At 55.6% G+C, this 12,747-nt stretch carries 8 protein-coding genes; 4 read left to right on the top strand and 4 right to left on the bottom strand.

The genetic code is table 11. From position 1 onward, the window contains the following. The first annotated feature begins 325 nt into the window (after positions 1-325). Positions 326-763, top strand: coding sequence for a hypothetical protein (locus Pan97_RS15160; RefSeq protein WP_144973935.1), 438 nt, complete (start codon positions 326-328; stop codon positions 761-763). A gap of 205 nt (positions 764-968) precedes the next feature. Then, the gene (locus Pan97_RS15155; protein ID WP_144973934.1) at positions 969-2,090 is read left to right on the top strand and encodes a vWA domain-containing protein; all 1,122 of its coding nucleotides are present in this window, start codon (positions 969-971) and stop codon (positions 2,088-2,090) included. 9 nt (positions 2,091-2,099) lie between these two features. On the opposite strand, the gene Pan97_RS15150 is transcribed toward Pan97_RS15155, so the two are convergent. Beyond that, positions 2,100-2,873, bottom strand: coding sequence for a helix-turn-helix domain-containing protein (locus Pan97_RS15150; protein ID WP_144973932.1), 774 nt, complete (start codon positions 2,871-2,873; stop codon positions 2,100-2,102). Between the two features lie 238 nt (positions 2,874-3,111). Here Pan97_RS15150 and Pan97_RS15145 point away from each other — a divergent pair, with 238 nt between their 5' ends. After that, positions 3,112-3,876 carry a hypothetical protein gene (locus Pan97_RS15145; RefSeq protein ID WP_144973929.1) on the top strand — a complete coding sequence of 255 codons (765 nt, stop codon included), beginning with the start codon at positions 3,112-3,114 and terminating at the stop codon, positions 3,874-3,876. Between the two features lie 109 nt (positions 3,877-3,985). Here Pan97_RS15145 and Pan97_RS15140 read toward each other — a convergent pair whose 3' ends face one another. From Pan97_RS15140 to Pan97_RS15130, 3 genes are all read right to left on the bottom strand, one after another. Next, positions 3,986-4,708, bottom strand: a complete 723-nt coding sequence (locus Pan97_RS15140; RefSeq protein ID WP_144973927.1) for an SGNH/GDSL hydrolase family protein — start codon at positions 4,706-4,708, stop codon at positions 3,986-3,988. 423 nt (positions 4,709-5,131) lie between these two features. Beyond that, positions 5,132-8,590, bottom strand: coding sequence for a class I SAM-dependent DNA methyltransferase (locus Pan97_RS15135; protein ID WP_144973925.1), 3,459 nt, complete (start codon positions 8,588-8,590; stop codon positions 5,132-5,134). 79 nt (positions 8,591-8,669) lie between these two features. After that, positions 8,670-9,842 (bottom strand): XylR family transcriptional regulator, encoded by a 1,173-nt coding sequence (locus tag Pan97_RS15130; protein ID WP_144973923.1) that lies wholly within the window; start codon positions 9,840-9,842, stop codon positions 8,670-8,672. 444 nt (positions 9,843-10,286) lie between these two features. Here Pan97_RS15130 and Pan97_RS15125 point away from each other — a divergent pair, with 444 nt between their 5' ends. Then, entirely contained in the window at positions 10,287-12,683 is a 2,397-nt protein-coding gene (locus tag Pan97_RS15125; protein ID WP_241676307.1) for a PSD1 and planctomycete cytochrome C domain-containing protein, read from the top strand. Positions 12,684-12,747 lie beyond the last annotated feature (64 nt).

Below are 12,747 nucleotides of genomic sequence, written 5' to 3'. Positions count from 1 at the left end.
TCTATCGCTCAAGCGGTCAACGCTCAAGTCAAAAAGTACCTCGATTAGAACAGATTATACCACCTTGCAGAAGGGTCAAGGGAAAGGAGCCGGCTAGATACCAACCAGTGGTGCCGAGGCAATCGGCCAGGACTTGTGTTGGATTGCCAACGAACTTCAAGCGTTGATGGGTAGGTTCCGCGTTTAGCAAGCAGTTTCTCATTTCGCCGTGAAAACCGATCCCTCTCAGCGTTTCCACTAAAGGTTTTTTGGGTGAGATTGCGTGAAATGAGTTCCGGCGAGTGCTACAACAAGGGGGAGAGGTGATTCCCTGGGAGTTGGATCGATGGAAGAATTTGAAAACGAGCCACCTCGAAAGACATCTTGGTTGCGATTCAGTATCCGCTCGCTCCTCTTCCTAACGCTGCTTGTGGCCGTCTTCCTGGCAGGCCGATATGGCAACCGTCATGTCTTCCCGTCTCAGCTGAGTGGGGCCTGGGAAGCGACGCTGCCAAAGGGATTCGTCCGAACGGTAACGGTGACTCACCTGGAAGAAGATCGCTTTCTTCTAACGTCAGGCGGCTCGGTTTTTAATGGCGTCTATCAGTGGCAAGGAGATCGACTGGTTGTCGTCCAGCCGGATGATAAGCGCATGAAAGGACTCGCCTGGAAATGGAATGACGGAAGCATGACGCTCATTGGCGAACCAGCCGGGACGCCAACCGGTTCCAGCTACTTAGGAACAAAGATGGAGCGTTTAGAGGAACAAGAGAAAGAGAAGTGAACCCATATTTTGGGACTGTGTTTTGGGTTTCCCGCTTTACGGAAGCGATCACAACGATATCCCTAAGGTTTTGTCGTTTTCTGGAATAATCCACGTCAGTTTCAGCGAACTTAAGACGTACAGAGGTAGCTAGTCGCGCAATTCTCTTCCTGCTTGAAATCAGACTGCCCACGGCCCGCCTTATGGCGTGCTGGAGTGATTTAGTATGTCCGAACATTCAACGGCCTCGCCTCAGGCCCACCCACGTCGACCAATCCAACAAGCTCAACCTCAGTCCGCTGACGTTGCAGATGCCTCGGATGCTACCGGCGAAGAAACTGCGCCCAAACGCAATTGGTGGAAGTTAGCCGCTCTGTGGAGCATGCCTGCCTGGCTGGTCAGTTTGTTGTTTCACTTCCTCGGCCTGACAGCGTTGGTGGTCGCGACGATCAACCCTCCGCCACTGCCAGAGACGCTCAATCTACTGGCGGCCAGTGACGAGCCTCTCGAAGAACTCGAAGAGATGGTCGTCGAGTTCGAGCCTGAGATCGAGCCAGAAATGGAAGTCGAGATGGAGGCTCCCGATATGTTGTCGGAGTCATTCGAACTGACGGCGCTGACGCCGGATGCCGCCATGATGAGCGAATCGATCTCGGTAGAATCACTGATGCCATCCAAGCCGGCAGACTTCGCTGGAATGGACCCGAACGGGCTCATGGCAGATCTGGATGGCATGGGAGCTGAAGTTGGCAAGATGGCAAAGTTCTTCGGCACCAAAGCCGAGGGGCAACGCATCTGCTTTGTGGTCGATAACTCGGCCAGTATGACCTCGGGCCGTATGGAGACCGCCCTGGTCGAACTCGACAAGGCAATCGACTCGCTGTCGGCCAAACAAAAGTTCTACATCGTCTTCTATAGCGATACGGCGTACCCGTTGTTTTATCCCACGCCAGCCATGGAAATGGTAAACGCCAACGACAAGAACAAAAAGCTTGTCCGAGACTGGCTGAGCACCGTTCAGATGTGCTGGCGAACCGATGGCCGAGATGCGATCACGCTGGCTCTCAATCTGAAGCCTGACTTGATTTACATCCTCGGAGACGGGGCATTCACCGACAAAGCGGATATTGAACTCGCGAATACGTCCCTCAAGGGGATTACCATTCACACCATGGGCATGCAGGTCAAGAAGCAGGATCGCGACAAGTTCGCCGCCATCGCGCAGGCTCACGGAGGGACCTACAAAGACGTAGGGATCACCGACGAAGGGAAACAGCTGATGAAGATGAATGGCCCCATTCCGCGAAATCAAAAGCGCAACGGCATCTGGGGCATTAAGCTGAAATAGACAGGCAATTTACTCTTGGTGGTCGGAGCCGACGACCATTTGAATGCGATAGCTTCGCCGATATTCCAAAGGGGTCATCCCCATGTGCTTACGGAATAGCCGACTAAACGTGCTTTGATCCGAGAAGTCGTGGTCGACCGCAATCTGACAGACCGAAAGCTCGGTCTTGGTCAAATCTTCTGCCGCCGAATTGAGCCGGGTGCGGATCTTGAAATCGCGGACGCTCATTCCGAACACCGCTTGGAATTTGCGATTGAGTTGCCGCGACGAGAGATGGGCTCTCTGCGCTAGTTCCTCGACCGTGGCCAGCGAGCCTTCCGGCGTTCGCATGTATTCCACGATTTCTTCAATTTCCGAAGCAGGGGCCGCCCAGCGCTTACCTGCTTTGTAGCTACGCATGACGCCGGCCACGCCAATGACCTGGCTGCCATCGGCGTTGAACAGAGGAATCTTACTGGTAATGTGCCAGTCGAGGATCTTGGTCTCGTTGTAGAAGACCTCGACCCGGTTGTTGATCGGTTGACTCGTTTCCATCACGAAGCAGTCGTCGGCGCGGTACTTCTTGGCAATCTCCATCGGGAAGAACTTGGAATCGTAAGCGCCGATGACGTCCTCTTCGCTTCGTGCGCCAAGCCTCTTAATCAGTTGTCGGTTGGCCCAGACCATGCGGCTTTCCCGGTCTTTGGTGAAGAAGAAGACGTCCGGGATCGCATCGTATAAAAACTGAAACTGGTGCCGGGGGCCCATCTCAGCAAAGAATTGCTGCTGAAAATCAATATGCATGGATAAAACCAAAGAACTCGACGATTCAGGAAGCTACTTTTCTACCATAACTCGGATCATCCCGTCATGCCGAATGTAAAAACCTGCGAGGCCTCAGCAGATCAGGGCATATTCCTGAGAGATAATCATGGATTTCAATATGGACTTCGAGAGATAATGGTGGTGTCGAAAATCCGCCGGGCCGGCACGTTCGTCCTACATAGCACACGACTTATTGAGAACAGTTTCGGAGCCTCTCATGCTTGCACGATACCTGCTTGCCGTTGTCCTAGCCACTTTGTCTGCCAGTATTGCCTTCGCTGCGGAACCTACCGAATTAGCGAAAGGGAAAATCGCTGATGCTTCCCTGGAAAAACTCGCTCCGAAATCAGGCTTTATCACCGACGCCAAAACCTTTGCCAAGCTTTGGAAAGCATGGCGCGCGGATGAAGCGGTGCCGGAGATCGACTTCAGCAAAGATTTGGTTCTTGTCGGCTTGGCAGACGGACCGAACCTGGTGATGTTCCAGCCGAAACTGCAAGATGATGGAGATTTGAAGTACGTTGTGGCGTCGACCCGTATGGCTGGCCCTGGCTTTGGGTATCGACTTGTGAAGATCAGCCGTAAAGGCGTCAAGACAGTCAACGGCCAATCAATCGAAGAAGGGATCGTGCAAGGGACGATCACGATTCCTGATTCATCAACCCTGGAAGAAGGTCAAACGATCGAGGTGAAACTCTTCGAGTTCGATCCGCTGCTGGCCGATGTGTCCGCCAAGCTGATCGACGAGAAGGTTCTTGCCGATTTCCAGCACGAAACCGGCAAGGCAACGGACATCCCCTTCGCGGTCGGCGCGGACTACGAAATCCAAAAGGAACGCCGTTACTACATTACCGTCTACGCCCTTCAAAACGGCGACCGTACGCACATCGGAGAAATCGAAGGGAAACGAGGACTCAACGTTGTGCTGCAAAATGGTGACCGATCGCCGGTCCATCTGATTTTTCGTCAGCTTAAAAAGTAAACGTATTCGATCAGTGTTCGATGCCTCGGCGTGGAATTGTGACGGAAAAGAGTGTTCGCGTCACCAATTCACGGGACTGCCTTTGAGGCTTGCTCGCTAGTTTCCGGGGCTAGTTCCCACGGTTCGACTGGAGTGCCGATTGAATTGCCTTGGCGACTTGCTCGGCCAGGGCCTGCGAACCAGCGTCGGTGAAGTGCACGTTTTTGGGACGCTGAAGTTTCTCGATCTGGGGTTCGCAGAAAGCGAACAAGTCGTTCACCGCCACGCCGTGTTCTTTCATGATCTTGAGAGCCGCCGCGTTGTATTTCGGCGGCGAATCGGTCTCGCGAAGAGGTCCGCTCGTATCGGGCACCACGGGTGTTGTCGTGGCAAAGATCAATTTCGCGCCACTCTTGTCCAGCCGCTGGACAATCTTTTCGAGGTTTGCCGCGTACTGATCGACCGTTGCCTGGACGGGATCTTTCGGGTTGTTGGAAACCGTGTTCCCGCCTGGCTCGGTGACGTGCTTCAAGTCGTGCAGTCCCCAGTTAAAGTGGATCACGTCCCACTTGCGATCACCCAGCCAACGATCGATCGATTCAACTCCTTTGGTCGTCCCGCCGCAATTCTCCGGCTTGTTTCCGTCGGCCGTATGGGGGCGAAAGACGTTGGCCTGACCTTTGAGAAGATCCCGCACTTGCAGCGTATAGCCGATCGAAATGGAGTCTCCCAGGATCAACACGTTGGGCAACTTGGGATCAGGCGTTTCGGCCCATTTGCCAGGCTTATCGGCGGCGGCCAAGGTTGTCGAAACGAGAAAGGCCAAGCAAAGAGCAGTCAAAAATTTCGGCATGATTTCGCTCGCATGAGGAGTGGTAGGCAGGACACAAGCTAATCGTAATCAATCCCGCAGCCGTGCTCAATCAAAGAGATGGTCGGCGGAGTCGACGATTTCCACGCGCGATTTGCCAGCGAACTTACGGCAGGGATGCCGCTTCCCAAGAGAAAAGACCTATCGACGAAGGAGTTGCTCAGATAGCTTTCTTACCCAAAAAGATGTAATCCAAGCTGGCAGTCGATCGGTCATGGACACTGGCGGGGTACGAACCCGCGGCAACCGGCCTGAGGGTTGATTGCCAAGTCGTTTCTTTTCAGCGCTGCTAAATGAGACAGGTTCCAGAGGTAAAGGTTCGCGCATGCAAAAAGCCGAGTTCGATTCAGCGATTATCGCTCAGACGCAAGCCGAGGCAGGCGATCTTGGGGCGCGCCAGGGCAGCTAAACCGCGAAGCGGCCGTCGTCGGTTACGCGGGCCTGGCCCACTTCGACCAGCGTTTCCAAGAGTTCGCCGACCAGCTTTTTCGGGGCCCGGGTGAACCCTTTGGCCAGGTCTTCGGCCAGGCAAGGGGAGCTCTGATCGTGCAGCGCCCGTCGCAGCACCCGCATCTGCTCTGGCAGCTTCTTGGGCCAGGGTTCCTTCTTGGTCTTGGCTGCCTGGGCGGCTTTCTTCGGCTTCGCTTCGGTCGCGGTTTCGGCGGCCAACTGCGTCTGCGAGGTTCCGCCGGGGTTCTGGAATTCAGGCCGCAGCCAACGCACAATCCCCCGGGCTTCCTCCTCGGCTCGCTCGTGATTCAACGCGACCAGCCGCTCGAGAATCTCTTCGTCACTCAAATCGGCCGGCCACCCGTAGGCCTCGAAGACGGCCGCGTCCAGATCGTCGTGAATCTGCTTCAAGACCGAAACCAACCCCTGCTCATGAATCTTCTGCTCCTTGGCAGTCAGCGTCTCACCACTGCGCAGCTTCTCCAGCACGTTATACATCCCGGTCATCGTCAGATCAGAATGCAGTTCCTGCTGCCGTTTGCGATGGGCGTCGAGTTGTTCGGCTAGAGTGCGGATGCGTTGTTTTTGGTCTTCGGTGGGGAGGGGGAAGGGGAAGGTTTCGAAGCATCGTGTCTTGTTGTATCGAGGATCGTTGCCTACTCCTAGGCGACCACCTACAGCAAGAGCCCACACAACATGGATCCAACTCGATAGTAAACCAAGCGTGAGAGCATCTTCGCTTGCAATTACTACAAGTGCATTATCTGGAGAGGTGGAATGATCAAGGAAAGAAAACAATCGATGTTTGGTGGTTTCAGGAGTAACAATGTATCGCGTAAGCCCCCTTAATGCTTCACGCAACTCAGGCCTGGGGCGACCATGTAGCCACCAGTTTTCACGAATAGCCTTGTCTCGGTTTTGATCACGCTCGGGTTTGACATGATTGACAATCCATTGGAAAACTTCTGGTAGTTCAACTTTGACTTGCTCAAGTGCTAATGGATATAGGTCAATCACCATGACGTCTCTGGGACGTTGTGTTAGGTCACGACCATTTCTGTACTCGCGAATCCATTTCTCGAATTTAGGGTCTGAATTTAGACCTAATTTACGAGCTTGTTCGCTCGTTACAATAAATCCTGATCCAAAAAGACAAACACCGCGGTTACTTAGATTTGAGTTCCCTGATAAACCTCGTACACTTGCGATGTCAACACCAATATGGAGATTGGACCATATCGGACCCTCGTCTGACTTAAATTGGACATCCTTCTCCAACTGGCCAATATCTTTTTCTTCAAGCACTCGCCAAAGACGTCCAGGAGACACGCCAGGTATACCAACAGTCATGGATATCCTAACGGCTGCACCATCGGCGCTGTCGACCCAAGGGTGATCAGGAATTGCGAATGCAATTGAGAGCGGATTTGATGCTTCTAGATGTGGCGCGACTACGCGACGATTAAACGTTTGCCGCAAGCTATTCGTTGCGATGAATCCAAACCGTCGAACTTTTTCGTGTCGCGTTAGCTCTGCCGCATTATGCCACCAGTACATTACAAAGTCGCAAGACTCGGGAAGTTCCTTATGAGTTCTGCGAATCGCTTCCGTGTAACCGCTTCCCAATGCGGATCGCATCATCGCCGGACCAATAAACGGAGGATTCCCCACCACATACTCCGCCTCGGGCCATTCCGCTTTGCGAGGGTTCACGTACCGCAGTTCCTGCACACGGGCCGTTTCGTCGGGGACTTCTTCGCCGGTGACCGGGTGGGGTTTGGTGGTGCGGCCGTCCCAGCGGGTGACCGGGTTGCCGTCGCCGTCGGTGACCGGTTCGACGCGGTCCCACGCCAGGACGGCGTCGCGGCATTCGATGTTGTGGAACTTGCGGATGATCGGCTCGTTCAGGTGGTCGTCGGGGCGGGTGCGGAAGTGCCACTGCAGGTACCCGATCCACAGCACCAGGTCGGTAATGGCCGCTGCCCGGGGGTTGACCTCGATCCCTAAAAACTGGTGCGGATCGATGGTGAGCAGCGGCAGCTGGCTATCGCCAAATTCCCGCAGTGCGTTGAGGACTTCCCCTTCCAGCCGCTTCATCAGCTCGAGCGCGACGTACAGAAAATTGCCGCTGCCACAGGCCGGGTCGAGGACGCGCGTTTCGCACAGCTGCTCGTGAAAGTCGCGAATCTGCTCGATCGCTTCCTTCGACTTCCCTTCGGTCCGCAGCTGCGCGGCGGCGGCGTACGTTTCGTCCCACTGCTCGCGCAGCGGCTCCATGATGGTCGGCATGACCAGCCGCTCGACATAGGCCCGCGGCGTATAGTGAGCTCCGAGCTTGTGCCGCTCGTGCGGATCGAGGGCCCGTTCCAGAAGCGTACCAAAGATAGCCGGTTCGACGTCTTGCCACTGGGCATGGGCCGCTTCGATCAGCAGTTCCAACTGATCGCGATTGAGCGGCAGGGCCTGTTGGCTTTCGAACAGTCCGCCGTTGAACTGCTTGATCTGCGTGCGCAGGATGGGGGAAAAGGGAGACCCGGAGTCCATGTCCTTCCACAACGCCTCGACCACGTGGGCGAACCCTTCCGGCTGCTCGCGGAGCGATTCCAGCAGCTGCGTGAACGAGCGAAGCGGGATCAGGTTCACGTCTTCGGCAAACATCGTGAACAGGCACCGCATCAGAAAGTGGGCGACGTCTTCAGGGGGATAACGCTTCTTGCCCTGGTCGTCGGTCTGCTCTTCCAGGCTCTTGGCCAACTTGGCCAGCCGCGAGGCAAGTTCCCGCGTTACCTTGGCCGTTTGCTTGCTGACGTCGAGCGAGTGGGGATCTAACCAGATAGCGCGGAACTTCTCGCGAACTTCTGCCTGGGCCAGGTCGGCCAGGGGAATGCGGAAGTTCTTGGGATCGGGAAAGGGCTGGTACAGTTTGCCGGTGCCGCTGAAATCGGCGTACAGATCGAAGCAGTGCCCCACGTCGGCCACGATCAGGAAGGGAGGCCACTCCGGCAGGGCCTTGGCGTATCCTTCGGCCTGTTTGCGGGCCTTGGTCATGGCTTCGTGCCAATGAGCCGTTCCCCGCTGGGCGGTGCCGGTCTTCAGCTTCTTCTGCTTGGTAACGGTGGCCAAGGCCTCGGCCTGTTCCACTGCTTTGCGTTCGGTTCCCTGCTTCGATTCGAGGACGAAGCACGCTTTGCGGTATAGATCGACGCGGCCGTAACTGGTGGTGCCGTCGCCGTTGTTGAACTCGACGGTCTTCTCGAACGTGTAGACGTTCAGGTCGTTGTCGGCGACAGTGCCGTCCGGATGCGGCACGTCGAGCAGATCGCAGAGCTCGGTCAGAAATAGTTGGCTGTTGGCAAGTTCCGCTCCGGCGGAATCTTTCCACCGCTGGATGAACGCTTCCGGTGTGTTACTCATGCTGGTCCCATCATGGGGGTAGGTGAACCCCAAGAAAATAGTCGACCAGGGCCAATAATGCGAGTGGCCAAGGCTTGGTTTACCGGAACCGGCGCGAGGCACCCTTCACGTTTTGCGTGCGATACTGGCCTGGCGTTTGGCCTAGTTCTCGTTTGAAGACGACGCTCATGTATTCTGGGTGGTCGTAGCCGGATAGGCCGGCGATGCGTTCCAGGGGGAGGTCGGTTTCTCGGAGCAGTTGTTTCACGCGTTTGAGCTGCACGTTGCGGATCTCGGCCTGAGGACTGCGCCCGATGAACTTGCGGAAGCGGCGCTCGAGAATGCTCCGCGACACCGGCACGTGCTGCAGGACGTCGACGACCGAGATGCCGTCGCACGCATGCTGACGGATGTACTTCACGGCCGACGCGACCAGAGGGTCTTCGATGGCCAGCACGTCGGTCGACTGGCGGGTCACGATGCCCAGCGGCTCGACCAGCTTGCTCATCTGGGTTGGTGCTTCCCCTTTCATCAGCCGATCGAGCAGAGCAGCTGCCTCAAAACCGATCCGCTGTGGATTGGGCATCACGCTGGAAAGGGGTGGATCGCACAGCTCGCAAACCAGTTCGTCGTTATCGACCCCGATCACGGCGACCTCTTCCGGAACGGCCGCGCTGATTCGGCGGCACGCATCCAACACGTGCTGGCCTCGCATGTCGTTGCAGGCCATGATGCCGATCGGGCGAGGAAGTCCACGCAACCAGTCGCAAAGTTGGGCTTGTTGTTGTTCCCAGGTCAGTGCCGAAGAGCTATCCCAGGGGCCTTCCAGCAGTTCGACGGGACCGGCGGTCTTCTCGATCGCGTCCTTAAAGCCTTGATAACGACGGCTCGACCAGTTGTGCCCGCTGAATCCGCAGAAGGCGAAATGACGGAATCCACGTTCCAGCAAGTGGGCCGCGCCCATGCGCCCGACCGCTTCGTGATCGGTGCCGATGTGAGGGAGACCCTGGTCCCCGTAAATGTCGGTGAGGTCGACGGTGGGAATGTTCCACGCCTTTAGCTGTTCAGCCAGGGCAGGGGTGGTGCTTCGCGTGATGATGCCGTCGCCGTCCCAGTTTTCCAACCATGCCGGTGGACGATAAGCGAGTTCACGTAGGTCGACGAACATCGACCAAGGCTCGTTGGCGACCACATAACGATTGATACCACGGAGGACCTCACGTCCATAAACGAGAGAGGTCTCAACAATGAGCATGACGCGACGACGATGCATGGAAAAGGGGCTCAGTCTACGATGAGGTTGGTTGTCTGAACAGAATTCCCATTATGGGCCGAAACGATTCTCAAACGCAATCGTGAGGTAATTGTTAGGACAAATTTTCTAAGAATTTCTTTCCGGCTCGAAGTAGGCTGAAACAGATAGAGAACCTCGGCTGCCGCGTGATTGTTAGCCTGATCGTAAGTCAAGTTGGCGCCGTCGATAGCAGCCGGGAAAAGGCTCTCAATACGTTTTCGGTAAATCTCATTGATTCACCTGCTGTCAAAGTGAAGAATAGAGTGAATGATGGAGTAAAGCTTCTCTTAAACCTAGCGATGCCTTGCCGAAAGCCCTCCGCTTCCGCGAAGCATAATCCTACCTCGACTACGCTGTAAGTTACTACATATGCTCTACTTAATTGATGTTGTGCGGTTCCGGTCAACTGCGTTGATGTGCTTGATGTTGCTGGTCTGCACCGGGATGGTTCAGGCCCAGGAGACCGCAGAGCCAACCGTCAAATTCAACCGCGACGTGAAGCCAATCCTGGCTAAGAAGTGTTTCGCATGTCATGGCCCGGCAGAACAAGAGAGCAGCCTCCGCTTGGATGAGCGGGATAGCGCGGTTGCTGAAGCAGATTCGGGCATGATTGCGATTGTTCCCGGCAAGGTTGAGGAAAGCGAACTCATTCGACGTATTACTTCTCACGATGAATTTGAGAGGATGCCCCCCGAAGGGGAGGGGGTAAAGCCTGAAGAGTTGGCGATTCTGAAAACATGGATTCAAGAGGGTGCTCAATTTCAAGGTCACTGGGCGTTTGAGCCTGTTTCCGATCCGAAGCTGCCGGTAACCAAGCACGAAGGATGGGTGCAGAACCCGATCGACCAGTTCATTCTCGCTCGCCTCGAAGAAAACGGTCTCGAGCCCAACGCGCCGGCCTCGAAGCGAACGCTGATTCGTCGTGCCTATTACAACCTGACTGGCCTGCCACCCACGAAGGAAGAAATCGAAGCGTTCGAGAAAGACGATTCCCCCGATGCCTGGAAGAACCTGGTCGAAAAGCTACTCGCTTCCGATCATTACGGCGAGAAGTGGGGGCGTCACTGGCTTGACCTGGTGCGTTTCGCAGAAACCAACAGCTACGAACGTGACGGCGTGAAGCCCAACGCTTGGAAGTATCGCGACTACGTGATTCGCTCGTTCAACGAGAACAAGCCGTACGATCAGTTCGTGGTCGAGCAGCTGGCCGGGGATGAGATTGAGAATCCGACGGTGGATTCGATTATTGCCACCGGCTATTACAAGCTGGGTGTTTGGGACGACGAACCGGCCGACCCGCTGCTGCATGAATACGACCAGTACGACGACATCATCTCGACCACCAGTAAGACGTTTCTGGGGATCACGATCGGGTGCGCACGCTGCCACGATCACAAGATCGATCCAATCAGCCAGGAAAACTACTACGAGTTCCTGTCTTTCTTCCGCGGAATGAAGCCGTACGGCAATCGTGGAGATGTTTCGTTCAGTCAGCGCGAGATCTCGTCGCCCGAGGTTATTTCAACTCACGAGAATCATCGACGTGAACGCGAAGCCGTCGAGAACCGCATGAACGAAATCGTTTCGGCGGCGATTGAGCAACTGCCCAAAGAAGAGCAAAAGGAAGTCAAGCGACAGCGTGATCCTAACCGCCGTCGCGAACGCATGGACGGCCGCATTGCGGAACTCGTTCCCAATGAAGCCTCGGAGTACGCCGAACTGAAACGCCAGTGGGATGCGGTCAAAGACAAGGAGAAGTATCTTCCGGCTCGTGAGTTTGCCCTGGCGGTGAACAAGGCCGACAAGACTCCTCCCGAAACGACGACCATGTTGCGAGGCAACCCGCACGTTCCTGGCGACAAGGTCGAACCAGGCTTTCCCAAATACTTCAAAGCGGCAAAGCCGCAGATCCCCGAACCGACCGCCGATCAGCAGACATCGGGACGTCGCCTGGTTCTGGCCAAGTGGATTGCCTCGGAAGAGAACCTGATGACGGCCCGCGTGATGGTCAATCGAATCTGGCAGTACCAGTTCGGTCGCGGCCTGGTGCGATCGTCGAGTAACTTCGGACAACTGGGAACGCCACCAACACACCCAGAGCTGCTGGACTGGCTGACCAAGGAGTTCATCCGCAGTGGTTGGGACATCAAGCACATGCAGCGTCTGATGATGCTTTCCTCGGCCTATCAAATGTCTTCGGCCGGAGCCGAGAAGGGACTGGCCCAAGATCCGGCCAACGATCTTTTCTGGCGATTCAACTCGCGACGTCTGACGGCCGAAGAAGTGCGGGACTCGATCCTGCTGGTCAACGGTCGATTGAACGACAAGATGTATGGTCACGGCTTCTATCCGAGGATCTCGGCGGAAGTGATGGCTGGCCAGTCGAAGCCAGGGGACGGCTGGGGTAATTCGTCGTACGAAGAACAGGCACGCCGCGCCGTTTACATTCACGTTAAGCGATCATTGCTGACGCCGATCCTGTCGAGTTTCGACTTTCCTGAAACGGATGCGCCTTGTGAAGATCGTTTCGTCACCACGCAGCCGGCTCAGGCACTGGGGATGATCAATGGCGACTTCGCCAACCAGCAATCGACCGAACTGGCCAAGCGTGTTCGCGAAACCGGAGCGACCACTCCGGAGGATCAGATCCGCGAGGCGATCCACTTCGTGATGGCTCGCGAAGCCAACGATCAGGACGTGAAGATTGGCATTTCGCTGATCAACGACTTGAAGAAAGATCACGGTCTCGATGACCAACGAGCTTTCGATTTGTACTGCCTGATGCTGATTAACTTAAACGAATTCTTCTTCCTGGACTAACGCTGTTTTCTTTAGAAAGCGGCGACTGTTCGGTGAATGAAATATATTTTGAAGGAAGGTGAAT

Origin of the sequence: Bremerella volcania (genome assembly GCF_007748115.1) — a bacterium.
Classification (GTDB): Bacteria; Planctomycetota; Planctomycetia; order Pirellulales; family Pirellulaceae; genus Bremerella; species Bremerella volcania.
The sequence above is the reverse complement of the archived record's forward strand: the minus strand, read 5'-3'. Positions and strand labels throughout refer to the sequence as shown.

Excerpts from the sequence above, each read along its gene's own strand:
- Pan97_RS15160 (WP_144973935.1), top strand. The coding sequence starts at position 326 with ATGGAAGAATTTGAAAACGAGCCACCTCGAAAGACATCTTGGTTGCGA.
- Pan97_RS15135 (WP_144973925.1), bottom strand. The coding sequence starts at position 8,590 with ATGAGTAACACACCGGAAGCGTTCATCCAGCGGTGGAAAGATTCCGCC.
- Pan97_RS15130 (WP_144973923.1), bottom strand. The coding sequence starts at position 9,842 with ATGCATCGTCGTCGCGTCATGCTCATTGTTGAGACCTCTCTCGTTTAT.
- Pan97_RS15125 (WP_241676307.1), top strand. The coding sequence starts at position 10,287 with ATGTTGCTGGTCTGCACCGGGATGGTTCAGGCCCAGGAGACCGCAGAG.
- Pan97_RS15150 (WP_144973932.1), bottom strand. The coding sequence starts at position 2,873 with ATGCATATTGATTTTCAGCAGCAATTCTTTGCTGAGATGGGCCCCCGG.
- Pan97_RS15145 (WP_144973929.1), top strand. The coding sequence starts at position 3,112 with ATGCTTGCACGATACCTGCTTGCCGTTGTCCTAGCCACTTTGTCTGCC.
- Pan97_RS15155 (WP_144973934.1), top strand. The coding sequence starts at position 969 with ATGTCCGAACATTCAACGGCCTCGCCTCAGGCCCACCCACGTCGACCA.
- Pan97_RS15140 (WP_144973927.1), bottom strand. The coding sequence starts at position 4,708 with ATGCCGAAATTTTTGACTGCTCTTTGCTTGGCCTTTCTCGTTTCGACA.